Genomic DNA, 26,314 nt, shown 5'->3' on the forward strand with positions numbered 1-26,314 from the left:
CGCTCCCCGACCCCCCCGCCCTGCCCCGCCGCGGCGGCGCGCGCCCGCCGCCGCGCCCCCGCCCCGCCCCCCCCCCCGCGCCCCCCCCCCCCCCGCCCCGGGTGCGGAGCCCGTACGGCCTCCCCTTACGGGAGACCGCCCGCCCCGGGGTGCGGTGCGGGCGGGACCGCACCGCACCGGGTGCTCAGCCCAGCGCCTGGGTGAGGTCGGCGAGCAGGTCGTCGATCGACTCGATGCCGACGGAGAGACGGACCAGGTCGGCGGGGACCTCCAGCGCGGAACCGGCCGTCGAGGCGTGCGTCATCCGGCCCGGGTGCTCGATGAGCGACTCCACGCCGCCCAGGGACTCCCCGAGGGTGAACAGCTTCGCCCGGTCGCAGACGTCGACCGCGGCCTGCTCGCCCCCGGCGACGCGGAACGACACCATGCCGCCGAAGGACCGCATCTGCTTGGCGGCGACCTCGTGCCCCGGGTGCTGCGGCAGCCCCGGGTAGTAGACCTGCGTCACCTTGGGGTGCGCGGTCAGCAGCTCCGCCACCCGGGTGGCGTTGGCGCTGTGCCGGTCCATCCGGATGGCGAGGGTCTTGATACCGCGCATCACCAGCCACGCGTCGAACGGCCCGGCGACCGCGCCCATCGCGTTCTGGTGGTAGGCCAGCTCCTCACCGAGGGCGTCGTCGCCCACCACGAGGGCGCCGCCGACCACGTCGGAGTGGCCGCCCATGTACTTGGTCGTGGAGTAGACGACGACGTCCGCGCCGAGCGCCAGCGGCTGCTGGAGGTACGGGCTGGCGAAGGTGTTGTCGACGACGAGACGGGCCCCGGCCTCCCGGGCGATACCGGCGAGCGCCGCGATGTCGCTGATGCCGAGCAGCGGGTTGCTGGGCGTCTCCACCCAGATCGCCTTCGTACGGGGACGCAGCTCGGCGCGCACCGCCTCCGGGTCGGAGGTGTCGGCGACGGACCATTCCACGCCCCAGCGCTCCGCGACCTTGGCGAACAGCCGGAAGGTGCCGCCGTAGGCGTCGTTGGGGATGACGACGTGGTCGCCGGGGGTCAGCAGCGTCCGCAGCAGGCAGTCCTCGGCGGCGAGGCCGGAGGCGAAGGCCAGTCCGCGACGGCCGCCGTCGAGGGCGGCGAGGTTCTCCTCAAGGGCGGTGCGGGTCGGGTTGGCGCTGCGGCTGTACTCGTAGCCGCCGCGCAGCCCACCGACCCCGTCCTGCTTGTAGGTGGACACCTGGTAGATGGGCGTCACCACCGCGCCGGTCGCCTCGTCGGGCTCCTGACCTGCGTGGATGGCGAGGGTTTCGAAGTGCTGGTGGCGCTGGTCGCGCTGTTCGCTCATGGACAGCGAGGGTAGTCGCCCCCCGGGCGGGCCGATCCCCGGAACTTTCTGGTTCGCTGGGGAGTGGAGAGAGTAGGACGGGCAACACCGCGCGTCCCGTCGCTCTGTCCGACCTGCCTCCGACCAGGACACGCCTCATGGACGCTCTGCTCGTACTCTTCGCCGCCGCCGTGTTCGGCGGTGTCGTCCTCCTGCCCTGGCTGCGGCGCCGCCGGGCCGCGCAGCAGTTCCGGCTGCAGGGCCCGCCGCAGGTCTCCGACCCGGTGGCGGGCTACGGCTTCGTCCCGCTCGACGCGCTCGACGTCCGCCTGCCGGGCCCCGACGAGGAGCTGGAGCACGTCCTCGCGGAGATCCGGCGCACCCACGACTGGCGCCCGGCGGCGGCGCTGCTGCGGGCCACCCCCGAGGACGACGAGCGGCGCTGGCAGCGCGTCCAGACGCTGGCCGGGGCGGCCGCCTTCGACCTCGCCCGGGAGCAGGACGATCCGGACGCCGCACTCGGTGCGCCGCGCAGCGGCGGGGTGTGGCTGCGGCGCTGGCGGCTGGAGGCCCCGAAGGACGCCGGGGGCGCGCAGACGCACGCCCAGTTCCTCGTCCTCCAGGCGCTGCGCGACCCGGGTTCGGAGGACTTCCGGATGATCCTGGAGGAGGCCCGGACGGTCTGCGGCGAGGCGGCCCTGCTGGCCCCGGGCAGCCCGGTCCCGTACATCATCGAGCTGGCCGTCGCCCGGGGGCTGCACGACCGTCCCGCCGACTACGCCGAGCTGTGGGAGAAGGTGGCCCGCCGCGCACCGCACCACATGGGCGCGCACCTCGCGGCGCTCCCCTACTGGTCGCAGAAGTGGCACGGCTCGCGCGAGGAGGCGGAGGCGTTCGCCGAGCGCGCCGCCTCCGGCGCGCCGACGGGCACCCTCCTCCCGGCGCTGCCCCTCTTCGCCGTCTACGAACACCTCCCCGAGGCCAACATGGTCAGCGGCCTCTACCAGAGCGCGGTCATCGAGCGAGCCATCGAGGGCGCCCACTACGCCCTCCGCGAGGCCCCGGCGGACCACCCCATGGCCCCGCACGTCCGCCACCTGCTGATCTGGTTCCTCGTCCGCGCCGAACGATACGGCGAGGCCCTTGAGCAGCTACGCGAGGTCGACGGCCATGTCGGCGCCGTCCCGTGGTCGTACGGTCACAGCCCGGCGGCGGAGTACGCGGCCTACCGCGCGCTGGCGGTGGCGGGGTGGGAGCGGAGTGGCGGGACGGCTACGGGCGGCATACGGCCGGAGTGAGGGGCGGCCGGGGCGGCGCGGGCCTGCCGCCGCGCCCCCTGGCCCGTAGCCGAAAGCCTCCACCGCCCTACGGCCCGCGCGGGCGCCTTCCGCCACGCCGCCCACCGTCCCACCACCCCCGCGCACGCAGCCCACGTGCGCAAAGATGGCCCCATGCCCAACCGACTCGCCCACGCCACCTCCCCCTACCTCCTCCAGCACGCCGACAACCCGGTCGACTGGTGGCCGTGGGAGGCCGCGGCCTTTGAGGAGGCGCGGCGGCGGGAAGTGCCGGTGTTCCTGAGCGTGGGGTACAGCGCGTGTCATGGTGCCATTGAACTCATAAGCCCAGTAGTTCAGGATTCGAAGGCGAATCGCCGAAGCCGATTCAACGGTGGTTCGCGGGCTTTGAGCCCGGGGCGGCACTGATCCAATCGGCCGTCCCGCCCGGCTCCCGCACGTCCCATCCAGCGATTCCGCCCGCCGCGCGGCCACCACCACCCGCGTCCCAGCCCGGCGGAGCGCCTCCGCAATGCCTAGCCCGATCCCCGGCCCTTCATGGAAAACAGCTCAACAGGGCAGGGGTGCATGCTCGGGCTCCCTCACGACTGATCATCACATGCGTGCCCAGTGAACCGGTGCTGGGACCAGCTGCAATGCGATCACCTCCTGCAGTGCACCAACAACGCGTGGCCGGTGGGAGCACACCTCCCGATCAACCTCCGTGTCGGGCCAACAGGGAATCCGGAATGGTGGACAGGATCGCGGGTTCCTGAAGGCCGCGGTGGGCCAAGTGGAGATCCTCGCGGGCACGAGTACAGAGCACCAGGAAGCGCAGTCGGGCGTCGATGCTGGTCGGGTCCTCCGCGTAGGCGTCAAGATCCGGCACGAAGACGCTGTCGAACTCCAGCCCTTTCATGCTTGCCGTGCTCACGATCTTGATGGGACGTGCCGAGAAGTCGATGGTGTGCCGGAGGCGATCGTTGTGGACGTATGCCTGGGTCTGATCCGCCAGTCCGATGCTGGTGAGCCTGCTCTGGATGTCCCGTACCAGGAAGGTCGACCTACAGATGATTCCGATGGTCCAGTCCCGATGAGCATTGAAGTACTGGGAGACCCCGGTGACGAGATGGTCAAGGGAGGGAATCCTCATGACGACAGGGGTGCGGCCGACGCGCGCCGGCAACGGGATCTCCTCGAGGGTTTCGATGCGGAACTCGGCCGCCAGCATCGCGATCTCTCGACTGTTCCTGTGGTTTTCCGGCAGTACGAGTGGTTCGGCCCCCGCGGCGAGCGTTCGCCGTATTTCGGACAACGTGCTCTGTTCGTCACCGATGCGCTGGTTCTCGTCCGCGAACACCGTGACATCGACGCCGAGGACACGGCACAACTGATAGAAGCCGAGGGGGAGGTTCTGCCCCTCGTCGATCACCAGATGCGTGGTCGCCCCCACGTTCCGGAGGATGCAGTCGCGCTGCATCTCGACCCAGTCGTAGCTCCGCTCAGCCTGGTCGGCCCGCGGGGGGTCGGCCTGGAAGTGCGCGCGCCAGAAGTCCCTGATCCACCGTTCACAGGTGGTGATGCCGACCGCCTCGGTGAGATCCGGGGTCAGCTGCGCAAGGTACTGATGCAGCAGGTTGAACCGAGTGACGAGGATGACGTCGCGCCCGGCAGTTGCCAGGGCCCAGGCACGATAGACGGCTGTCACGGTCTTTCCCCCGCCGGGCGATCCCGTGACGACGTGACGTCCGTGGAACGGCAGGTCGATGACTTGCTGTTGCTTGTTTCCGAGCTCCAGCAGGGAGGGGATCCTCATGAAAGGCCCACGGTCTCGACCGACTCCTCCAGCGCGGCGCGGAGGGTCTCCTGGAAAAAGCCCGGAACCTCGTTGTCGCCGATCAGCAGCGTCCTGTCCAGGATGGAGTTGTCGATCTCGCAACAGGTCTCGGGGAGAAGAGTGCAGGCATGGCAGGCGGCGCGGTTGAGGTTGGCCAATGAACGACCGGTCGAATCGGCACACAGCGGGTCCTGCGAACACCATTGCGCCGATTCGAGTAGGCGGATCAAGGTCTCGGCGAGGTAGGGGGACTGGCCCTGGCGGACGAGTCCGCCCAGTGTTCCTTCGGCGTCCCCGGCAGCCGTGTAGACGAACACACCGGCCTGCGGCGGGTGCCCGCTGCCCGGTGAATGGCTCCTGGCGTAGACGCGTTCCCGGAGTGAGGCCGCGTTGTACCCGCTGTCGTAGGAGAGCTGCCGGATGAAGTGGTGGGCCAGGGTGTGCAGCATCACGAATCGCGGGAGGAGCACCGGGCCCGACTTGGCCCTCAACCGGTCGACCTTGAAGGAGGCGTCCAGATCGCGTTCGATCCGTCGCGTCCAGTCACGAACCGACTCAAGGATTTCCCAGGAGCTCAGACGATCTTCGTCCACAGCGATGAAGATTCCCTCGCCGTAGGTTTCCACGGCGGGCAGCCACTTGGCTCGGCGCGCCGTGTTGACCGATACCAGACGGCCGCCCTCGCCCTCGTCGCCCGGAGTGGGCTCGTAACGCGAGAATCCCTCCAGCGCTCGGACTTCGCGTACTCGATCCGCCACGACCACGGTGGAGATTTTCGTGGCCAGTTCCCGCATCGAGCGAGGGGCGGTGTGGTCGATGCCGAGAAGGGCCCGGCGCACGGAAAACGTTTTCGAACCGGCGACGGATTCAGGGGCGGAAAGCGCTGCCCATTCAGCGATGCTGAGGTCGTCATCCGGGTTGGTTGAGGGCTTTGAGGTGGCCTCGTCAACTGTGCGGCGCCACGCCGATTCCACGAACTCCACCGAAACATTGCACTGTACGGCGATGATCTTTTTGAACTCGCCGGCGAGGGGGCCATCAGGGGCGCTGGTGAAATCCGGCCAGAGCTTGTTGTCGACGACCGTTTGGACGAGCTCGTCGTCATCCGGCAGGCCCGCAGGCGCAGGGATGTCGATCGCTGAGTGCGTGACCGGGAAGTACGCATTGGACGCGCCGCGCTGTACCGCCTGTGGTGTTTCCTCGCAGGCGTCGGCTTCATCGGCCTCGTATTGCCAGGGGTGGGTGCCGGGGCATTGCTTCTGCAACTGCTTGAGGATGTTCTTCTGACTGATCCCAGCCAGGCTGCGGTCGGCCCGACAGGCGTCGCAGACGACCCGCAGGGCTTCGAGGCCGGACGATTCGGGGGTGGCGACGAACCGGAGCCGACGGACCTGGCACTGACGTTGATCATGGTTCTCGCTCTGCGAATGTGCCCATCGACGCCAGTCGATGTCGGCCATGTGGCCCGCCCGACACACCTGGATGAAACGCATCGGGGCCAGCTGTGGCCTGCCGGGGCAGCGCTCGCACGCGGGGTGTCTGTCCTTTGCCTCGAGCTCCGTGCGCCAGATTTTCATCTCCCTGCATTGGGGGCAGAACAGCCATTTGGGGAACCGTACGTATGAAGGTCCGCTCCGGGAAGCGTAGGCGGCCTTTCCGGAAGGAATGACAGGGGCAGAGCGAAAATCCTCGACTCGGAGCTTTGCAGCGAGTCGCGGCGACTCCACTCGTTCGGCGGTCCTGGACCAGCTGCGAATATCGGCGGCCACGAACGATTCGCCGCGGAGGTCGATGATCCCGCCGACCCCGAAGGGAACAATGGTCTGCGTCCTGCGGACCTTGCGGCGAATATCCTTCATTGTTCTCACGCTCCCCTGACGACGATGAGGCATTCGCGGTCGACGTTGCGCATGGATTGCGGCGTCTCCCACAGACCTTCCTGTTTTCCAAAATCAGTGAGGAGCGAGGTGTGCATTCTCCCCTGAGGTTTGTAGTAGAGGCGTTTTCCCTCGCCCCGCGCGATTTCCGCCTCCTGCGTCCATTCCGCGATCAGGGCATCCAGTTGCGAGGCTGTGGCATCGGCCTCGTCAGGATCGGCGCGTCGTACATGAGCCACCACGAGTTCCCGGATCCGCGCGACATCGTCGGTGTGATGGAGGATGTCTCCTGCTTTGTTCTCCGAGTCGAGTCCGGCGCCGTGTCGCATAAGAATGGTGAGCACTGCATGGAGGGCCCGGTCGCGAGAGGGCAGGGACCACGGTGTGACGCTGGTGGGTTCGACATGCCGGTAGAGCGAACGGTGATAGACGCCGAACGACTCGTAATGGGAGCGGTCGCGCGGTTTGGACGAGCGGAACAGCGTGATGATCAGCCCCGGTACGTGGCGTCGGCCGACGCGACTGGTGGCCTGGATGTACTCAGACGTCGTCTTGGGCTGCCCATTCATGATCATGAGGCCGAGTCGCGGAACATCGACGCCCACCGAGAGCATGTTGGTCGTGGCGAGGAAGGAGACACTGCCCCGTTCCTTGAACTGCTTCCCCAAGCGTTCGAGGAGTCGTGGTTGGTCGGCTCGCGGGATGTTGCTGGTGAGCTCGACGACTGAGCCGTCGCCCAGCTTGCGGCGCCGGGAATGGTCCTTCGTCAAGTGCTCCAGGCGCGCCGGAATGTCGTCCCTCGCGATGGTGACGGTTCGGCCGAGCTCCCGCAGACTGTTGTGGTACGCGACCATGGTCCAGTACGCATCACGCAGGACGTCGTCGTCACCGAGCTCCATCGGAGCCTGCAAGCCCGCGGCACCCACATGGACGGTCGCCGTCGAGGCCGTGTGCCCCTGTGCCATGACGCCGACATACAGACGTCCGGGCTTGTCCCTGTCGGGTGAAGCGAAGTACGAGTGACCCGCTTTGAGCCCTGCAGGGGGAAAGAGCTGTACGGGGCGGCCGTAGAGGCCGCGGATCTGGTCCTGTGAACGTCGGATCGTCGCTGTCGAGGCGATGACTTTGGGTGGCGTGCCGCCCCAGGCGCATAGTTCGAGGATGGCCGACTCGTAGAGGCCGACCGTTGTCCCCAGGGGGCCGGCCAGCAGGTGCAACTCGTCCTGGATCACCAGCGAGGGTGCGAGCCTGCCGTCCGCGCCGAAGAGGCGCCCCGCCTCCGGCTCCCACGCCAGCCGCGCGAACTTGTCGACGGTGCCGAGCACGAAGGTCGGGGGGTCCTTGTAGATCTGCTGGTCCACAACCGCCACCGGGAGCTGCTTGTGGAAGACGCAGGTGTTGCGCGGGCAGAAGAACGAGGTGCTGACGCCGTCGGCCCGGATGCCGAAGTCCCGTTCCCGGCCGCCCCGTTCCGGGACGATCTCGGTGCCGCACCATGGGCATCGTTCCAGCAGGAACCGATCATCCGGCTCGATCATCTGCTTCAGGACATCGAGTTCCACCTCCGCAGCGGCGATCTTGTTCGGCGTCGTCTCCTGGCCGACCCAGAGCCCGATGGAGATGGGCTCCTCACCCAGATCCTCGGGCAACGGACCGTCCTCTCCGGCCCTGATGTATTCGAGGGCGCAGATCGCCGTTGCCGTGCGCTGGAACTGCTGGGTGGTCAGCAGACTGAGGGTGTATCGGCTCAAAACGGCCGTACCGCCTCCTTTCGCGCCGAACCGGAGCCGGCGCAAGAGGATCTCGAAACAGGCGGTGAGCAGATAGGTTTCGGTCTTGCCGCCACCTGTCGGGAACCAGATGAGGTCGACCGTCCGCCGGTCCTCGTGCCCGGGATTCATCAGACTCTCGACCACGAGCAGAAAGTAGGCAAGCTGGAACGGGTGCCACGCGTAGTCGTCGGCAGGTTCGGTCAGCTCGATCAGCTCGCTGTTCCTGCGGCGACGGCTTCCCGCCAGCTCCGGGCGGCTGTGCAGCATCTGGAGTGCCATGGCCCGGTTGGCCAGGCGGAATGCCTCGCGGGCCTTGCCCGCTACCGACGTTGATGCGGTAAGTGCCTCCACGCCGGACGTCATGCGATCGAGTGTGGCGCCGATTCGATAGAGGAGACGCTTGGCGGGTACGGCGGCCCACGGCCGCAGGGACTCCGCCTCCGATTGCTGGGTCTCGAACCACTTGCGATATCCGAGGATGAAGGAGTGCAGTCCGGCTCGGAGGTCGTCCACTGTCAACTCGGGCCGTGACAGGTAGGCGAGGTTGAGCACCGGCAGATCCCGGGGCCCGTCGGGTTTGATGTGCTCGACCACCTGTCGGGGCATGACCTGTGCTCGCACGGTGGTCACCCGGTCGGAATCGTCGTCCCATTCGACAGCGCAGCCATGCCCCACGGCTCTGGTGACGATGTGCCGATACTGGACGCGAAGTTCCTGCTCTTCCTCATCACGACTATTCAGACGAATGCTCGGGTACTCGAGGACGGTGCCGTCCTCCGTCGTCGCCCGGAGTTCCACTTGGAAGAGCATCAGGTCCCGGTCCTTGTGCCGGCTCTCCTCCTCCTGGTGCTCGTTGGCCAGTACGCAGGTGACGAGATGCCCGTTGCCGAAGGCGCGCCACCGGACATGGAGACGACCGTGTCCGTCCAGACAGGGAAGCGGGGTCGGCATCCCGATGTCGATGGTTTTCGTCGTGGAGAGGCGTGCTTGCCTCTGCCAACTACGGCGCCCGCCCTCGCGGATCGTCAGGTAGCGGGAGGCCTCGCAGGACACCTCGATCCGGCGGGCATCGGTGAAGAAGGAGAAACCGAGAGACGACGGGAGCCAGGCATTTGCCTCGGCCACGGGGTCTTCGGCGAAGCCGTCCTCCTCTCCGCTGCCGGCCGCTGTCTCGTGGAAGCCCTCCTCGCCCTCCTCCTGCGTGTGCTCCAGCATGGAGGTTCCGCGTGGATACAGCGTGCCCATCAGGTAGCGCCGGTCGGGCGGGTCGACGAGGGTCTCCTCCTCGTCCGGGCGGGGGCCGACCAGCTGTCGGTGCAGGTAGGCCACATACTCGTCGCGATGGGCGGAGAGTCGCGATGCGAAGTCGTTCATTTCAGACCCCCGGTTCGATGCAGTGCGGCCGCGCCCAGGGTCGCCAGCTTCTTCCGGACGTTCGGGCGGCAGGAGATCCAGAGCTGGGCGCGTGCCCTGGTCCAGGCGACATAGATCGCATCGAGCCGGCCCTCCAGGTGCTCGGGTTCGAGGTCGATCAGACAGACGACGTGGCTCTCATGGCCCTTGAAATCGGCGATCGACGACCAGGTGAGTCGGTGCCTGGTGCGTTCGGACCCGACGACGTCGGTGAAGCGTTGGATCTTGGGCGCACGTTGCGACAGACGGGCCGAGCTCGTCTCCCAGTCGCCGGAAGCGGACAGCAGCGTGATGTCCCGCAGCGAGACATCCTGCTGCACGAGTTCGTTCACATAGGTGTCCAGCAGGTTGGCCTCGTGCCGGGCATCCTGCGGGTAGACGAACTGGGCCGGGTCCCCTTCGCCGGCAGAGGCGATACCCAGGTCGGCCCCGGTGAAGAGCTGGACCTGCTTGACGATCTGCACGGTGTTGCGACAGTTACGCTTCATGGGTCCGTACACGGAGCCCAGCGTGCGCAGGTAGTCCCAGGCGTCGGAGCTGTAGGTGTCCGGAGCCAGCACTTGGTTGTTCTGATCCAGCATGAAGATCCAGCGGCCTTGCTCAAGGCCGCCTGAGACCAACTCGTCCAGGATACCGAGGCTGTCGAAGGTCATCAGGTCCTGGGCCTCGTCCACGATCAGGTGGTCGAAGGTGCGGTGCTTGACCTCGTCCAGTCGGTCGAAGGTCAGGACCGTGATCGTGTCGTTGGCGAGGATCCGAGTCATGTGCCTGGCAAGTGTGCTGCTCGCGCAGGTGAACAGGACACTGCCGACGACGGACTTGCGGCGAGCCGCCTCAGCAGCGAGAAACGTCTTGCCGGTGCCTGCGCCTCCGGTCCAGATGAGGCGTGGGTTGGATTCCAACTCGTCGAGTCGGTCCATCTGTTCGTTCGTGAGGCGCTCGAACGCGACGTCGAGATCCGTCAACCGCGACTGCAGATTGGGCACAAGGTCGAAATCCGGACGGATCGCGTCGAGCATCTTCCGCCGAACACCGCTCGGGACGGGGGTCTGTGCCCACCTGTTGCGACCCAGCCAGAAGCGAGTGGCCCGCTCGATGCCCTGCACCAGTCCGCGGCCGCCGTCGTAGGCCGTGCGTCCCAGGTACTGCTCGGGTTCGAATTCGGTGGTGAGATCCAGATCGATGTCCGTGGTGATCACGAGGTATCCGCTGGGGACTCCCAGGTCCCTGAGGTCGCCGATCAGGGTGCCGAGCTTCCGCTCGAACTCGTGCATCCCGCCGCTGGCCTGTGCGAAGGGACTTTCCTTGGGCCCGTCCTCATGACCAGCTGGTCCGTAGTACCACTTCCCGTCCTCCTGCACGACCCGGCCGCCCTTGACTTCGATGAAGAGCAGGATGTCGGGGGTGATGACGACGAAGTCGATCTCACCGACACGCTTCGTGCGATGCCGGCCGAGATGGACCGAGTGCAGTGCGACGCTTTGGTGGTCGGGGATCGCCTTGAGCGCCGCGAACACACTGCGTTCGGCCCGGCTCCTGGTACTGCTCGAGATCTCGCTCGGGATGATCCGCATCAACTCTCCCCACCGTCACGCCAAAACATCCTCAACATACCGAGTCCCAGGGCGTCAGGGCGCGGGCCCTGATGAAGAGACGCTGGCAGGAGCGGCCCGATGGATGATGAACTACGAGCCGACACAGGTGTGATGCAGCTGCAAAGTCGGGGTGATCATGGAGTCGGGCAGTGTGTCCGGTGAGCGGATGGATGATGCCGGCCGGGACCTGCTCGTCCGTCTCGTTCGTCGATTCGCGGCCGAAGGAGTCGACCACAGGTCGGCCCTCGCGCATGTGGTGAAGGCCGCGCGGCTCGACGAGTCCGGGGCCCGGGTCCTACGGGAGGCCGTCGAGGGGGAGCACCTACGCCCCTATGCGGGGCCGTCGTTCAGATCCGGCACGACCGTCGACCGCGCGGCCGTTCCCGACAAGGATCGTGACGCCCTGGACTTCCCCGAGGCGGAAGACGCCGAGGAAGCTCCGGACCTCGCCGAGTTCCGAGGCGCGGTGCGGATCTACGATCTGGAGTCCGCTCGTGGCGCGGCACGACGTGTGCTCGAGGCCGATCGCCGGCGAGGGGATCCGAGTCGATGCTTGCTCAGCGCGGAGGAAGAGGTGGGACTCGTCCTGCTGTTCCGCGGGACCATGACGCCGGCGGAGGAGCTGCCCGACCGATACGTGGCGAATCTTGCGCGAGACGGTGAGGCGTACCGGGCTTTTTCCGCGATGCTCGCCCATAATCAGCGGTTGGTCCACAGGGCCGTCAACAACTTGGGGTACCGGGACCATCCCGATTACGAGGACCTCGTACAGCACGGCATGCGCGGTCTGATCCGCGCGGTGGAAAAATTCGATGCTTCCCGGGGCTACAAGTTCTCCACGTACGCCACCTGGTGGATTCGGCAGCGCACCTCTCGTGCGATCGCCGATGAAGGATCGATCATTCGAATCCCGGTTTACCTTCGGTCCGAGATCGAGAAGGTGCGGAAGAGGGAGCGGGAATTTTTCGCGCAGGGTAGAAACCCAAATATTGACGACCTTTCGTTGGCTTGTGGCCTGAGTCCTGAGAAAGTGACCGAGTGCCTCCGCCTGAGTCGCCGGGTTGTCTCGCTCGATCAACCCGTAGGCGAGAACGTAACTCTTGGAGAGCTGGCCGTCGGTGACCTCGGAATTGTACCGGGCCCGGAACAGGTGCTGCGGCCGATATTCGAGCGACAGGAGATCTTCCAGTGGTTCGACGCGTGCGGTCTCACAGCTAGGAAACGTGAGATTCTGCTGCTGCGACACGGATTTGTCGATGGGCGATTCTGGACGCTGGAGGACATCGGTAGCAGATTCAGCGTCACACGCGAGCGCATTCGGCAGATCGAGCGCCAGGCGCTGACGGACATCAGGATTCTTTTGGGCCTCGAACCCGACGATGTCGCCGCTGAACGACGTCGCAAGAAGGCGGCTCGCCGGCTTGCCCGGGGGAGCGTCGAAGGAACCGTGCGTCGCAGTACTCCGGGGAATCGAGCTGAATCGGGTTTCGCTGCCTCGCCGCGGAAAGGCGGGGCAGGTAGGGCGGGGACAGAGAGCAGTTCCAACAGAGGAGAGGAAACGGTGGCCTCGAAGGAGACCGAGTTCGGCCGGGGAGCGACCGAACGGGAGGTGTCGGTCAGGTGGTACCACCGTCCCGGGCACGACGACGGTGGGCGGGAGTTCGGGAACGCGGCGGCCTTCGCCTTCGAGGCAGACCTGGAGGTGCTGGCGCGTGAGGCGACCCAGAACAGCCTGGACGAGCGCGACAGGCGGAACGACCTCCCGGTCAGGGTTCGTTACACGCTGCACGAACTGACCGGTGATTTTCTTGCCCGGTTCCGCAGCGCAATGGGCTGGGACGAACTCCAGCCTCACTATGAAGCGGCCGCCACACAGGACCAGAAAGTCGGACGTGTCATCAGTACTGGCTTGCGCGAGATGGCCGAGCGGGATCGGTTGGTACTTCTTCGCATCGACGACTACAACGCCCACGGCCTGACCGGTGACGACTACGAGGACGGCCGGTTCGCGGCGGTGGTCCGACGTCAACTCGACAGCCGCAAGTCCGATGCGTCGGCCGGTGGGTCATACGGTCTGGGGAAAGCCACCTTGTGGGCCACCAGCCGTCTGGGGCTCGTACTCATGAATTCGACGCTCTCCGAACCACACGAGGGGCGTACCCGGCGTCGATTGATCGGGCGGCTCGATCTGCCCTGGCGGGAGGTGGACGGCAGGAGATTCGCTGGTCCCGCCTGGTTGGGGCGGCCGGATCCTGGGGCGGAGAACGCGGAGGTCGTCCGCTCCTGGTGGGCGGACGATGAGACGGTCGAGGGCTTGCATCTCACCAGGGAGGGCGATGAGCCTGGCACATCCTTCCTGATCGTGGGAGCCCACGATGTGGCCAGCCTGGCCGAGGCCGGGCAGGATCACGAAGGCGATGCGAGCGAGGACGAGGACAGCCTGGAGCGCATGCATCGGCGACTTGTCCGCGCCCTGGGGCGCAACTTCTGGGCCGCGATGACATCAGGGGGAGAGCGCCGGCCCTTGCTGGAGGCGTCCGTGCGGACGCTTCGCAACGGTGTGGATCACATCGAGGAGGAACGGGTCGACCCGCAGGTGCATCAGCCTGCTCGCTCGCGCGCTCTTCAGGCCTTTCTGGCCGGGACCACGGTGGATCGTCTCACCGAGGTGGGCCAAGTGGCTCTCACCACGGTGCGATTGAAACTCCCCGAGCGCGATGGGATCGCCGGTACGGCTGGTGAGCATCGGGCCGTGCTTCTCGTCACCGAGGCCACGGACGCTGACGGCAGGATCAATCACGTGACTGCGATGCGCGGCAATCGCATGACGGTCAGGACCAGTCGGGTACCTGGTCTTCCCGTTGGGACGAACCCTTTCCAGGCTGTCCTGCTCGCCGGTCAAGCGGCAGGAGAGGACGCGCTCTTCGCAGCCGAGGCCGAGGAGTTCCTTCGAGCCTCCGAGCCGCCGGAGCACAACAAGTGGAGTCAGACCGAGGAGCTGAGGATGCGCTACTCGCCGTCGGCCCATCGGCGGATCGCGGCGATGACGTGGGAGATCAACAAGGCGGTGCACCAACTTGTGGCGGTCTCCAAGAAGGAGAAATCCGGTGGCACGAGCAAGGTGAGCAAGCGACTCGAGATCTCGGGCAGGCCGGCCGCCAAGGTCAGGGGAACGGCCACGCCTCCGAAACTGGATGAGCTGGCAGCCGTGATCGACGCCTCCGGTGCGTGGCAGATCACAGCGGTGGTCAAGGTGGCGCCTGGGAACGAGTCCTGGGCGATGAACCCCGTTGCCAAACTGGAAGTGCGCTCCGGCCCACGTCCGTCGGTCGGATGGGCCGAGCTGGCCGCCGTCAGCGACTGCGAACTGGTCGACGGTGTGCTGCACTTCGCGCCCGGAACACGCCGTGCCGTCTTCCGGGGTGTCACCGACGTGTCCACCCACCCGGTACGGGCGACGCTGACCGGCCTCGTCGTCGAACTTCAGGAGAACAAGGAGGCCGTCGCGTGAAGGTCTACCCGTACCCCTGGCTGGCCGGCGCGGTGACGGCCCGGGTCACGGCAGTCCGGTTGCGCGGGCCCGACGATAGCCGTGAACAGCTGGACTCCCGGGGCTGCTCGGTGGTCGAGCAGGTCGTGGCACTCGGCATGGCGGAACGCGAAGACTGGCAGACGGCCAGGCTTGCTGTGACGGCGACCGTGCCCTCTCGTGAGATCGAGAGGAAGGGTTGCTGGTCCGATGTCGCGGTCGTCGCTGTGCTGACGGAGGGGATCACCAACACCCGTACTGTGACCCGACTGGAGCCCTGCTCGGAGGGTGACCGGGAATGGACCGGGGAGATCGAGATCGACCGGGACAATCATGTGGATCGAGCGTCCCTCGGCGTGCACGTGGTGGCAACGGTGAAGGGTGTGGGGGGTCGGGTCATCGGTTCCACCGACCAGGAGTGGCTGATCGATGTGACGTCCGATGTTCCGCTCAGGGACCGCCAACTCGAAGTCAGCACCGTCAGCTTCGCCCGTGGCGCGGAGTGGCTGCGGAGCTTCCGGGACGCGCCCTGGATAGTGGACACCTCTGGGCGGATGCCAGCCGTACGTCTGAACGCGGATTTCGAGGGCTTTGCGGCGCTCGTGCAGGACCCGGGCTCCAAGATGGAGAGCATGGTGAGCGAGATATTGCTGGCCCAGATGTGCGCCGATATCTGGACCGCAGTGTTCCATACGGCGATCGGTGATCTGGAGATCGAGGACGACGGAACGCCGCTCTTCCCACCCGACTGGCGGGGGGCCGTGCTTCGGGAGATGCTCCCGGACATCATCCCCGGACGGTCGGAGGAAGATGCTCTCCGAGAGGTGCACACTCGGCGCACCGGTGAGGGGAGCTGGACGGATCTGCAACCGCGCATCCAGTACGCCGCCGCTCGGCGTGCCGAGATTCCCAGGGCATTGGCATCCACTGTCCGCGGCATCGAACGATTCGAGCAGGAGACCCACGCGTGACTTCCCGACCCGAGCACCTGCCGGAGCGGCTGGCTCTGATCTCCGATGTGCAGGCCGCCGAGTTCCTCTCCGCAGGACTGCTCGAAGGGAACGACGACGTTCCATCCATCGCGCTGAACAAGGTTGCCGAGCCCTTGGCGGGTGACGATGTGCGACTGGAACTGCATCGCGTCCGGGATCTGATCGATGACGCGCTGAACAGGTTCCGAGTCGGCCGCCCCACCGCAGCGGACGCATGGCTGGCGCCGCGACTGCACGAAACCCTTCGGCTGACGCGTAGGGAAGCCGCCGAGAAGGGGTTCTGGACGTATCTGGCCCTTGGAGTTGCGCCGGACTACGTCGTCTGGCGGCATCTCCCCGAGCCGAAGGCCGACGGTTCGCGCGTACGTGTGGCTCGCGACAGGTTCGTCGGTCCGCACTACAAGCAGTCGTTCGCCAGGCTCTGGTGGGCGGCGGAGCTCTTCCGGGACGGCTCGGACTACCAACCCGTCGTCGTGGCCTGTGGCAATCAGGACATGCTCAATTCCGCACTTCGGCTGGACGTCATCGATCACCGCCCGACCGCTCAGGCACTCGTTCGGCTTCTGGAGCGAGGAACCGTGCGCACCGGTCGAGAGGTCAATGCCCTGACACCTGCGGTCAACGCCGCTGCAGCGACCCTGATGTACGACATCGTCGCCCCGGACGTGGAGCGTGACGGCGAGGCACTGAGGGACTGGATCGTGGGGGCTGCATCAGCTCTTCCCTCCCCCCGGAACGGACTTCCCGAAGGCCCGGAGGAGGAGCGAGTCCCGGAAGACGCGGTGCAGAGCCTGGTCACCCACTTCGAGGAGCTGTTCGCCGACGCACCGGTCAGGGGGCGGACTTCCGAGCAGTCCGCGTGACCTTGTGTCCGTCCTGGGGGCACTGGCTCTGATCACCGCACCCGATGGCGCGCAACTCATCGGCAGTGGGCCCGGAGACGGTCGGCCAGGTCGTCGAACGTTCCAATTCGTTGTTCGAGGGAGCGGTGCCGCGCAGTGCCCTGCTGAGTACGTGCATGCCGAGCCGGGGCGGTACCGCATTGCCCACCTGCTGCGCCTGGTCTTTCCCCGACCAGGGGAAGTTGTGCGGGAAGGTCTGCAGCACTCCGGATTCGGCCATGGTGAAGCGGTCGGACCTTTCCGCTTCGTAGTCCGCCCTGCTCTTGTACACCTTGTTTCGGGAAACCTTGCTGGTGACCGTGAAGGCAGGTTCGGAGGACAGGCGCCGGCCTCGGTTCTTCGGATTGCCGTTCGATCCGTAGTTCGAGACGACGAAGAACTTCGTCTTGCCTCTGGTTCGGAGCCGGGAGATGTCGATCGATGACCCCTTCAGGGCGCTCGCGGCGTCGAGTGCCTCCGCCATCGACAGCCAGCGGCGCTCGGCTCCGGAGCTGGTCGGAAACATTTGGGCCTGAGCAGCATTGCCTCTTCCGCGACGCACGTCGAAGGGCAGGTGAGTCGCTTCGGGCCGTTGGACGGCTCCGGATCCCACGAGCCGGGCGACGAGTACGGCGCGTGTGCGAGTCTGGGGGACCCCGAACTGCTCGGTCTTCAGCTCCCAGCAGTCCGCTTCGTACTTGACGCCCTTGAGGCGTCCCTCACCGCTGCGCAGAAGCTGCGCATAGACGTCCCATAGGGGCAGGACCGCAGGAACCTGTTCCAGAACGATCACCCGGTACGGGTCGCGGCCTTCCGTCTCTATCGCTTTGAGGAGCCAGCGGAGGGGTTCGAGCACCAAGGCGGTGCGTGGATCCACACCGAGAGCATGCAGGTCCTTGTCGATCTGGGATTCGTCCTCCCCGCTCACCAGGCGGTGAATGAACTCTTTCACGGTGTTGAGTGCTGCCCGTCCCGCGCCGCGCCCCGCTACGGAGAACGACTGGCAGGGAGGCCCGCCGGCGAGCACCTCGACCGATGTGGGGATCTCGTCGAAACGGGTCTCGCGCATGACACTGACATCGGCATGAAAGGTTGGCAGGCCCGCTGCGTAGCGCGTTTCGCACGCGTTCTGGTCCCACTCGATGCCGATGCTCTTGAAACCCAGGAAGTGCGCGGCCACGTCGAGTCCGCCAGGGCCCGCAAACAGGTCCAGGATACGGACTTCGTCGAGGGGGTGAACCTGTGTTCCCGGGCTGCTCATGGAGCTGAAGTCTAGCCGGCCGCTATGACGGCGTTGCCGGTGCGGACCGAAGTGCCGTGGCCCGGGATCCCTGGCCGCGGGGCACGGCCTGGCGTGCCGCACTACGGACCGAGAGTATTCAGTCGCTTGCGGATGCGACACCTTCCGTCCCGGAGGGCAGAGCTACCCGACTCCGTGCCCGTGTCGGCGTGGGAGTCCGCCTGCCCGCCTTCTCCCGATCCACGGCCTCGGCAATCTCTCGCTTGACGGCTTCCGGTGACTCGTGTTCCCAGAAGCGCAGGACCGTCCATCCCTCGGAGCGAAGCTGCGCAGTGGTCTCCAGGTCCCGCTCGATGTTGCGATCGAGTTTTTGTCGCCACCAAGCCGCGTTCGCCTTGGGACTGGTGGCGTGCTCCGGGCAGCCGTGCCAGAAGCAGCCATCTATGAGGACGGCCAGCTTTGCTCGCGTGAATGCGATGTCGATCTTGCGTCTGGGCATGCCCGGCACCGGAAAGTGGACGCGGTAGCGGTATCCGGAGGCATGGAGGAGTTGTCGTACGGCCCGTTCGGCACCGGTGCTCTGGCTGGTCTGCCGGCTCATCCGGGCGGAGACCTCAGGACTGGAGGGCGGTGCGGCTTGCATGATCCCAGTGTCCCGAATTTCGAAGTGGAACGAGACCGTTCGCAAGGTTCCAGATTTTGGACGGGGGTGTGAGAGGTTGGCGGCGTGAACCGTCTCGCGGACGCGACCTCGCCGTACCTGCTTCAGCATGCCGAGAACCCCGTCGACTGGTGGGAGTGGGGGCCCGCGGCCTTTGAGGAGGCGCGGCGGCGGGATGTGCCGGTGTTCCTGAGCGTGGGGTACAGCGCGTGTCACTGGTGTCACGTCCTCGCGCACGAGAGTTTTGAGGACGAGGCGACGGCCGCGTTCATGAACGAGCACTTCGTGGCGGTGAAGGTGGACCGCGAGGAGCGGCCCGACGTCGACGCCGTGTACATGGAGGCGGTACAGGCGGCCACGGGCCAGGGCGGCTGGCCGATGTCGGTGTTCATGACACCGGACGGGGAGCCGTTCTACTTCGGTACGTATTTTCCGCCTGAGCCGCGGCACGGCATGCCGTCGTTCCGGCAGGTGCTGGAGGGCGTGCGGAGCGCCTGGGCGGAGCGGCGCGGGGAGGTCGGGGAGGTCGCCGGGCGGATCACCGCGGATCTGGCCGGGCGGTCCCTGACCGCGTCGTTGTCGGCCGACGCGCCTCCGGGGCCGGGGGATCTGGCCGGGGCCCTGATGGCGCTGACCAGGGACTTCGACGCCGTACACGGGGGATTCGGCGGGGCTCCCAAGTTTCCGCCGGCGATGGTGCTGGAGTTTCTGCTGCGGCATCACGCGCGGACGGACTCCGAGGCCGCGGTGGAGATGGTCGAGGCGACGTGCGAGGCGATGGCGCGCGGCGGGATCCACGATCAGCTCGGCGGCGGGTTCGCGCGGTACGCCGTCGACGCGACGTGGACGGTGCCGCACTTCGAGAAGATGTTGTACGACAACGCGCTTCTCTGCCGCGTTTACGCGCATCTGTGGCGTGCCACCGGTTCCCGCACGGCCCGTCGCGTCGCGCTCGCGACCGCCGATTTCATGGTGCGTGAACTGCGCACCGTCCAGGGCGGGTTCGCCTCCGCGCTGGACGCGGACAGTGACGACGGTTCGGGCAGCGGGCGGCACGCCGAGGGGGCGTATTACGTCTGGACCCCTGAGCAGTTGCGGGAGGTGCTCGGGGAGGAGGACGGGACCTTCGCCGCCGCGTACTTCGGGGTGACGGAGGAGGGCACCTTCGAGGAGGGAGCCTCGGTGCTGCAACTGCCGGACGGGGTCGGTCCGGTGGACGCCGAGCGCGTGCGGTCGGTGCGGGAACGTCTGCTGGCTGCGCGGGACGAGCGGCCGCGCCCCGGGCGGGACGACAAGATCGTCGCGTCCTGGAACGGGCTGGCCGTCGCCGCGCTCGCGGAGACCGGCGCGTACTTCGACCGGCCCGACCTCGTCCAGGCGGCCACCGACGCAGCTGACCTGCTCGTTCGCGTCCACATGGACGGGCGGGCCCGGCTGCACCGCACCTCCCGGGACGGCGTACCCGGCGACAACAACGGCGTCCTGGAGGACTACGCGAACGTCGCCGAGGGCTTCCTCACCCTCGCCTCCGTCACCGGTGAGGGCGTCTGGGTGGACTTCGCGGGCTTCCTTCTCGACACGGTGCTGGTGCAGTTCCGGGCCGAGGACGGTTCGCTCTACGACACGGCGGCGGACGCGGAGGCACTGATCCGCCGCCCGCAGGATCCGACGGACAACGCCACGCCGTCCGGCTGGACCGCCGCCGCCGGAGCCCTGCTCTCCTACGGGGCGCTCACCGGCAGCGCCCCGCACCGGGAGGCCGCGGAGCAGGCGCTCGCCGTCGTGACGGCGCTGGCCGGTCGCGCGCCGCGCTTCACCGGCTGGGGGCTGGCCGTCGCGGAGGCGGCGCTGGACGGGCCCCGGGAGATCGCGGTCGTCGGCCCGCCGGACGACGCGGCCACCCGGGCGCTGCACCGCGCCGCACTGCTCGGCAACACGCCCGGCGCGGTCGTCGCGCTCGGCGCGCCGGACACGGACGACGCGGGGGCGGTGGCGCTTCTCCGGGACCGGCGGCTGGTCGACGGAGCCCCCGCCGCGTACGTCTGCCGCCGCTTCGTCTGCGAGCGTCCCACGACGGACCCGGACGAGCTGAGCGGGCGGCTCCGGGGGACGGTGGGGTGACGGGGCCGGTCGGCGGCGGGCTGAGGGCACGAGCGGCCCGCCGGTGTCGTCAGCCCTGACGGTGCGACCGGGCGCGTTCCCGGTCGGAAGTACTCCGCCCTAGGGACGAGTTGACGCCGGGCGGGAATCGGGCGTGAGATCGACACATGACTCAGCGCACTGCACGTGAAGTTCATCTGACGGCCCGTCCCGAGGGGCCGGTCACCGACGCGCTCTTCGCGATCGTGGAGGTGCCGGTCCCCGAGCCGGCGCCCGGGCAGGTCCTGGTGCGCAACACCCTGATGAGCGTCGCGGCGGTGATGCGCACCCTCATGGACGAGTCCAGCGCGGTGCCGATCCCGCCGTTCGCGCTGGGCGAGCCGCTGAACGGACCGGCCATCGGCGAGGTCGTCGCCGCGCCCGGAGGCGAGGTGGCCGTCGGCGATCTGGTGCAGCACCGCCTCGGCTGGCGCGAGTACGCGCTGGTGGACGCCGCGGCCGTGCAGCGGATCGATCCGGCGGTGCTGCCCGACCCGGCCGCCCATCTCTCGCAGGGGCCCACCGCGTGGATGGGTGTCGTCCGGGGCGCCGAAGTGCGGCCCGGCGACACCGTGTTCATCACCGGGGCGGCCGGTGGCGTCGGTTCGCTGGCCGGGCAGATCGCGCGGCAGCAGGGCGCCGCCCGGGTCATCGGCAGCACCGGCTCGCAGGCCAAGGCCGACTCCCTCATCGACAACCTCGGGTACGACGCCGTGGTGATCCGGGGCGCGGGACCGATCGAGGAGCAGCTGCGCCGCCTCGCCCCGGACGGCGTCGACGCGGTCTTCGACAACGTCGGCGGCGAGCAGTTGCGCGCCGCGTTGGCGGTGGCCAACCGCGGCGCGCGCATCGCGGTCGTCGGTGCGCTCGCCGCCCAGATGGGCGGGCACGGCGCGGCCCCGCTGGAGATCGACACGTTGTCGCTCCTGGCCCGCGGGATCACGCTGCGCGGCCTCGCCCTCCACGACCACCTGGATCTGATCCCGGAGTGGAACGCCCGCTTCGGCGAGGGCCTGCGCGAGGGCACGTTCACCTTCCCCCACACCCGCCTGCACGGCATCGCACAGGCTCCGGCCGCACTGCGGGGGCTGACCGAGGGGCGTTATATGGGTGCGGTGATCGTGGAGTTGTGACCCCGGCGGGGCGGCGGCGCCGCGGCATATGTCCCTTCGGGCTTCCGCCCCGCCCTGCCTCCCGCGGTTGTAGCCTGCCGCCGTGGACAGCTTGCTCCGGCATCGATCACTCGTCCGGGAGGCCGCGGCGCTGCGGTCCGGTGCGGACGACCCCGTGGCGGCGGCGCGGCGCACCTGCGACCGTATCGACGCCGTCGACCCGCACGTTCTCGCCTTCGTGCCGGAACCGGACCGGCGGGCCCGGCTGCTGGACGAGGCGGAGCGCGCCGTCGCGGCGTGGGACAGCGCGACGGCGGGCGCCCCGGACCCGGCCGGCCGGCCCGCCAAGCCGCCGCTGTACGGCGTGACGGTCGGGGTGAAGGACATCATCCGGGTCGACGGGCTGCCCACCCGCGCCGGTTCGGTGCTGCCGCCGGGGGTGCTCGCCGGGCCGCAGGCCGCCGTTGTGGACCGGCTGGTCGCGGCGGGCGCGCTGATCGCGGGGAAGACGGTGACGGCGGAGTTCGCGGTCACCGCGCCGGGGCCGACGCGTAACCCGCACCATGTCGCGCATACGCCGGGCGGTTCGAGCAGCGGCTCGGCGGCGGCCGTCGCGGCGGGCATGGTGCCGCTGGCCCTCGGCACCCAGACCGTCGGCTCGATGATCCGCCCGGCCGCGTACTGCGGCATCGTCGGCTTCAAGCCGAGCTTCGACCGCGTCCCGACCGCCGGGGTGATCCCCAACGCCGTCAGCTTCGACACGGTCGGCTGGTACGCGCAGGACGTCGCGGGCGTCACGCTGGCCGCCTCGGTGCTGTGCGACGCCTGGCCGGCCGATACGGGCACGGCGCCCGGACCACCGCCGGTGCTGGGCGTGCCGGCCGGCCCGTATCTGCGCCGCGCGGACGACGAGGCGCTGGCCGCCCTCCGGGCCCAGCGGGAGGTGCTGCGCCGCGCCGGGTACACCGTCGTCGAGGTGCCGGTGATGGAGGACTTCGAGGAGGTCGTCACCCAGCTGTTCACCATGAACCGCTACGAGGTCGCCCGCGCGCACACGGAGTGGTACGCGCGCTTCGGTGACCTCTACCGGGAGCAGACCGCGAACGCCCTGCACGAGGGCCACGCCGTCACGGACACCGCCTACGAGCAGGCGCGCGCCCGCCGGGCCGAGTTCCGCGACCGGCTGGATGCGGCGCGGGTGGCCGCCGGCGCCGACCTGTGGATCACCCCCGCGGCCACTGGCCCGGCCCCCTTCGGCCTCGGCTCCACCGGTACGTCGGTGATGTGCCTGCCGTGGAGCAACGCCGGTCTGCCGTCCGTGAGCCTGCCCGCCGGGTACGCCGCGAACGGCCTGCCGCTGGGCCTCCAGCTGGTGGGTCCGTACGGTTCCGATCCGGCGGTGCTCGCCTGGTCGGCGGGTGTGGAGGAGGCGCTGGGGGCGGCGGGAGCGGGAGCCCCGGCCTCGGCCCGTCCCAGGTAGGTGACCCGTTCACCCCGGCGTGGGCATGACGCCGGGGGCGGCCGTCACTCCTTGGCGGGGAAGTACCGCGCGGGCGGTGGTCACCGGTGTCAGCCGTGCGAGTAGGCGACCAGGGAGATGCCGACGTAGTGCACCACGAACGCCGCCAGCGTGAAGGAGTGGAAGACCTCGTGGAAGCCGAACCAGCGGGGGGACGGGTTGGGGCGCTTGATGCCGTAGATCACGCCGCCGACGCTGTAGAGGAGGCCGCCGACGATCACCAGGACGAGGACGGCGATGCCGCCGGTGCGCAGGAAGTCGGGGAGGAAGAAGACGGCGGCCCAGCCCATCGCGATGTAGCAGGGGGTGTAGAGCCAGCGCGGCGCGCCGACCCAGAACACCCGGAAGGCGATCCCGGCGAGCGCCGCCCCCCACACCGCCCACAGCAGGATCTGCCCGCGGCTGCCCGGCACGAGCAGCATCGTCAGCGGCGTGTACGTACCGGCGATGATCAGAAAGATGTTGGCGTGATCCAGCCGTCGCAGCACACCACCGGCGCGCGGGCCCCAGTTGCCGCGGTGGTAGAGCGCGCTCACGCCGAACAGCAGGCAGGCGGTGAGCGTGTAGACGCCGCAGGCCACGCGGCCGCGGGTGCTGTCGGCGAGCGCCGTGAGGAAGACGCCGGACAGCAGGACGGCCGGGAACATCCCGGCGTGCAGCCAGCCCCGCAGCCGGGGCTTGAGCGGGGCGGTCGCCGCCGGGTCGGCCGCGGCGGCGGGGGCCGCTCCGGCCGGTGGGACCGCTTCGGCCGCCGCGGGCGCGGAGGGGGGCTGGCTCGCTGCGGCATCGGGCGCGGAAGTCATGCCGGACATGCTATCTACGGCACCGTAAGTTTCCGGTCTGGCGGCCGCCGGGCGGGCGACGGCGGACCCGGATGCACGAGTGCCGGGGCGGTCGGGTGAGGGACGGGGGCGCCGGGGACGCGGGCGCCCGGCCTTCCCCGCGGGCGCTTGACGCTCGCTTGGCACGCGCTTGACGAGGGCTTTTGGCCGCGGGTGTACGTACGGGTGCGAGTGGTGACGGTCACCACGCGGCCCCCTGGACAGAAGCCCGTCGGGGTCGGATGATCAAATGAGTGCGGTCGGCACCGGATGAGCGGTCACGAAGCGTCCGGGTCGCAGCCCCCAAGGGGCACCAACCAAAGAAGCGGATTTCCCGGACCGAACCGGCAGCCTCCGGCCCGGCCCGTCGGCAATCCGTCCACACCCTCATCTAGGAGCGATCGTGGCGCGCGACAACGCGGCTCCCACCACCCAGACCCGTCACCAGGAGCTCATCGCCTGGGTCGACGAGATCGCCGCCCTCACCCAGCCCGACCGGGTCGTCTGGTGCGACGGCTCGGAGGCGGAGTACCAGAGTCTGTGCGAAGAGCTCGTCGACAAGGGCACGTTCACCAAGCTCGACCCCGTCAAGCGCCCCCACTCGTACTACGCCGCGTCGGACCCCCGCGACGTCGCGCGCGTCGAGGACCGCACCTTCATCTGTTCCGCCAAGGAGGAGGACGCCGGCCCGACCAACCACTGGAAGGACCCCGCCGAGATGCGGGAGATCTTCACCGGTGAGCAGGGCATCTTCCGCGGCTCGATGCGCGGCCGGACGATGTACGTCGTCCCCTTCTGCATGGGCCCGCTCGGCTCGCCGCTCTCCGCGATCGGCGTCGAGATCACCGACTCCGCGTACGTCGCCGTCTCGATGCGCACCATGACGCGCATGGGCCAGGCCGTCCTGGACGAGCTGGGCGACGACGGCTTCTTCGTCAAGGCCGTCCACACCCTGGGCGCCCCGCTCGCCGAAGGTGAGGCGGACGTGCCGTGGCCCTGCAACACCACCAAGTACATCTCGCACTTCCCCGAGGACCGCGAGATCTGGTCGTACGGCTCCGGCTACGGCGGCAACGCGCTCCTCGGCAAGAAGTGCTACGCGCTGCGCATCGCCTCCGTCATGGCGCGCGACGAGGGCTGGCTCGCCGAGCACATGCTGATCCTCAAGCTCACGCCGCCGCAGGGTGAGGCGAAGTACGTCGCGGCGGCGTTCCCGTCGGCCTGCGGCAAGACCAACCTCGCGATGCTGGAGCCGACCATCCCGGGCTGGACGGTCGAGACCATCGGCGACGACATCGCCTGGATGCGCTTCGGCGAGGACGGCCGCCTGTACGCGATCAACCCCGAGGCCGGATTCTTCGGCGTCGCGCCCGGCACCGGTGAGCACACCAACGCCAACGCCATGAAGACGATGTGGGGCAACTCCGTCTTCACCAACGTCGCACTCACCGACGACGGCGACGTGTGGTGGGAGGGCATGACCGAGGAGCTGCCCGCGCACCTCACCGACTGGCGCGGCAACGACTGGACCCCGGAGTCCGAGACCCCGGCGGCCCACCCCAACGCCCGCTTCACCGTCCCCGCCGGCCAGTGCCCGATCATCGCGCCCGAGTGGGAGGACCCCAAGGGCGTGCCGATCTCCGCGATCCTCTTCGGCGGTCGCCGCGCCAGCGCCGTCCCGCTCGTCACCGAGTCGCTGACCTGGCAGCACGGCGTCTTCCTCGGCGCGAACGTCGCCTCCGAGAAGACCGCCGCCGCCGAGGGCAAGGTCGGCGAGCTGCGCCGCGACCCGTTCGCCATGCTGCCGTTCTGCGGCTACAACATGGGCGACTACATGGGCCACTGGGTCAAGGTCGGCGCGTCCGCGGACGCCGCCAAGCTGCCGAAGATCTACTACGTCAACTGGTTCCGCAAGGACGACAAGGGCCGCTTCGTGTGGCCGGGCTTCGGCGAGAACAGCCGCGTCCTGAAGTGGATCGTCGAGCGCCTGGACGGCAAGGCCGAGGGCGTTGAGACCCCCATCGGCATCCTCCCGACGAAGAACGCCCTGGACACCGACGGCCTCGACCTCTCCGACGACGACCTCGACTTCCTCCTCACCGTCGACAAGGACGTCTGGCGCGAAGAGGCGTCCCTGATCCCCGAGCACCTCAACACCTTCGGCGACCACACGCCGAAGGAGCTGTGGGACGAGTACCGGGCGCTGGTGCAGCGACTGGGCTGACACGGGCGGCGCCACCTGGTGGCGCGCGTGGAAGGGACCGAGGGACCTCGCACCTGTGGTGCGGGGTCCCTCGGTTTGTGTGGGGTGCCTGGGTTTGTGTG

The 26,314-nt window shown here is 68.5% G+C and carries 15 protein-coding genes and 3 pseudogenes; 10 read left to right on the forward strand and 8 right to left on the reverse strand.

What is annotated here, in order from left to right:
• Positions 1–184 precede the first annotated feature (184 nt).
• The gene (locus ACFWWQ_RS06730) at positions 185–1,345 is read right to left on the reverse strand and encodes a cystathionine gamma-synthase (protein WP_143943349.1); all 1,161 of its coding nucleotides are present in this window, start codon (positions 1,343–1,345) and stop codon (positions 185–187) included.
• Between the two features lie 137 nt (positions 1,346–1,482).
• Here ACFWWQ_RS06730 and ACFWWQ_RS06735 point away from each other — a divergent pair, with 137 nt between their 5' ends.
• Complete coding sequence (locus ACFWWQ_RS06735; RefSeq protein ID WP_384591221.1) at positions 1,483–2,622, forward strand: hypothetical protein; 1,140 nt, start codon at positions 1,483–1,485, stop codon at positions 2,620–2,622.
• A 153-nt stretch (positions 2,623–2,775) separates the two neighbouring features.
• Positions 2,776–2,928: pseudogene (locus ACFWWQ_RS06740) on the forward strand (DUF255 domain-containing protein); the annotation flags it as partial.
• Positions 2,929–3,316: 388 nt separating this feature from the next.
• Here the strand turns inward: ACFWWQ_RS06740 and ACFWWQ_RS06745 are convergent.
• The 4 genes from ACFWWQ_RS06745 to ACFWWQ_RS06760 are packed head-to-tail and all read right to left on the reverse strand — an operon-like array spanning position 3,317 to position 11,074.
• Positions 3,317–4,417, reverse strand: a complete 1,101-nt coding sequence (locus tag ACFWWQ_RS06745) for a hypothetical protein (RefSeq protein WP_384591224.1) — start codon at positions 4,415–4,417, stop codon at positions 3,317–3,319.
• The gene (drmB, locus tag ACFWWQ_RS06750) at positions 4,414–6,297 is read right to left on the reverse strand and encodes a DrmB family protein (RefSeq protein ID WP_384591227.1); all 1,884 of its coding nucleotides are present in this window, start codon (positions 6,295–6,297) and stop codon (positions 4,414–4,416) included. The genes ACFWWQ_RS06745 and drmB overlap by 4 nt, the downstream gene beginning before the upstream one ends.
• Before the next feature lie 5 nt (positions 6,298–6,302).
• Positions 6,303–9,461: a helicase-related protein gene (locus ACFWWQ_RS06755; protein ID WP_384591230.1), complete on the reverse strand. Its 3,159-nt coding sequence runs from the start codon at positions 9,459–9,461 to the stop codon at positions 6,303–6,305.
• Positions 9,458–11,074, reverse strand: a complete 1,617-nt coding sequence (locus tag ACFWWQ_RS06760; RefSeq protein ID WP_384591233.1) for an NERD domain-containing protein — start codon at positions 11,072–11,074, stop codon at positions 9,458–9,460. Before ACFWWQ_RS06760 ends, ACFWWQ_RS06755 begins: the two co-directional genes overlap by 4 nt.
• A gap of 706 nt (positions 11,075–11,780) precedes the next feature.
• Here ACFWWQ_RS06760 and ACFWWQ_RS06765 point away from each other — a divergent pair.
• From ACFWWQ_RS06765 to ACFWWQ_RS06780, 4 genes and pseudogenes are all read left to right on the forward strand, one after another.
• Positions 11,781–12,437 (forward strand): annotated as a pseudogene (locus tag ACFWWQ_RS06765) (RNA polymerase sigma factor RpoD/SigA); the annotation flags it as partial.
• A 273-nt stretch (positions 12,438–12,710) separates the two neighbouring features.
• Positions 12,711–14,606: pseudogene (locus ACFWWQ_RS06770) on the forward strand (transcriptional regulator); the annotation flags it as partial.
• Positions 14,603–15,595 (forward strand): hypothetical protein, encoded by a 993-nt coding sequence (locus ACFWWQ_RS06775; protein WP_384591236.1) that lies wholly within the window; start codon positions 14,603–14,605, stop codon positions 15,593–15,595. The pseudogene ACFWWQ_RS06770 and the gene ACFWWQ_RS06775, both read left to right, overlap by 4 nt.
• Positions 15,592–16,479 carry a DUF6339 family protein gene (locus ACFWWQ_RS06780; protein ID WP_384591239.1) on the forward strand — a complete coding sequence of 296 codons (888 nt, stop codon included), beginning with the start codon at positions 15,592–15,594 and terminating at the stop codon, positions 16,477–16,479. Before ACFWWQ_RS06775 ends, ACFWWQ_RS06780 begins: the two co-directional genes overlap by 4 nt.
• On the opposite strand, the gene ACFWWQ_RS06785 is transcribed toward ACFWWQ_RS06780, so the two are convergent.
• Both ACFWWQ_RS06785 and ACFWWQ_RS06790 read right to left on the reverse strand, forming a co-directional pair.
• A complete protein-coding gene (locus ACFWWQ_RS06785) occupies positions 16,448–17,758 on the reverse strand; it encodes a DNA cytosine methyltransferase (RefSeq protein ID WP_384591242.1) in 1,311 nt (436 codons plus the stop codon). The two genes, ACFWWQ_RS06780 and ACFWWQ_RS06785, sit on opposite strands and share 32 nt — an antisense overlap.
• Positions 17,759–17,876: 118 nt before the next feature.
• On the reverse strand, positions 17,877–18,380 hold the full coding sequence (locus tag ACFWWQ_RS06790) for a very short patch repair endonuclease (RefSeq protein ID WP_384591245.1): 504 nt from the start codon (positions 18,378–18,380) through the stop codon (positions 17,877–17,879).
• Positions 18,381–18,464: 84 nt separating this feature from the next.
• Between ACFWWQ_RS06790 and ACFWWQ_RS06795 the strand changes: the two genes are divergently transcribed.
• From ACFWWQ_RS06795 to ACFWWQ_RS06805, 3 genes are all read left to right on the forward strand, one after another.
• A complete protein-coding gene (locus ACFWWQ_RS06795) occupies positions 18,465–20,519 on the forward strand; it encodes a thioredoxin domain-containing protein (protein WP_384591248.1) in 2,055 nt (684 codons plus the stop codon).
• Between the two features lie 146 nt (positions 20,520–20,665).
• Positions 20,666–21,670 (forward strand): zinc-binding dehydrogenase, encoded by a 1,005-nt coding sequence (locus tag ACFWWQ_RS06800; RefSeq protein ID WP_384591251.1) that lies wholly within the window; start codon positions 20,666–20,668, stop codon positions 21,668–21,670.
• Between the two features lie 82 nt (positions 21,671–21,752).
• On the forward strand, positions 21,753–23,129 hold the full coding sequence (locus ACFWWQ_RS06805; RefSeq protein ID WP_384591254.1) for an amidase: 1,377 nt from the start codon (positions 21,753–21,755) through the stop codon (positions 23,127–23,129).
• Between the two features lie 89 nt (positions 23,130–23,218).
• On the opposite strand, the gene ACFWWQ_RS06810 is transcribed toward ACFWWQ_RS06805, so the two are convergent.
• Positions 23,219–23,971: a hemolysin III family protein gene (locus ACFWWQ_RS06810; protein ID WP_384591257.1), complete on the reverse strand. Its 753-nt coding sequence runs from the start codon at positions 23,969–23,971 to the stop codon at positions 23,219–23,221.
• A 421-nt stretch (positions 23,972–24,392) separates the two neighbouring features.
• On the opposite strand from ACFWWQ_RS06810, the gene ACFWWQ_RS06815 reads away from it, so the two are divergent.
• A complete protein-coding gene (locus tag ACFWWQ_RS06815; RefSeq protein WP_384591260.1) occupies positions 24,393–26,213 on the forward strand; it encodes a phosphoenolpyruvate carboxykinase (GTP) in 1,821 nt (606 codons plus the stop codon).
• Positions 26,214–26,314: the final 101 nt, after the last annotated feature.

The sequence above is a fragment of the Streptomyces sp. NPDC059080 genome, from assembly GCF_042739975.1.
GTDB lineage: Bacteria > Actinomycetota > Actinomycetes > Streptomycetales > Streptomycetaceae > Streptomyces > Streptomyces benahoarensis.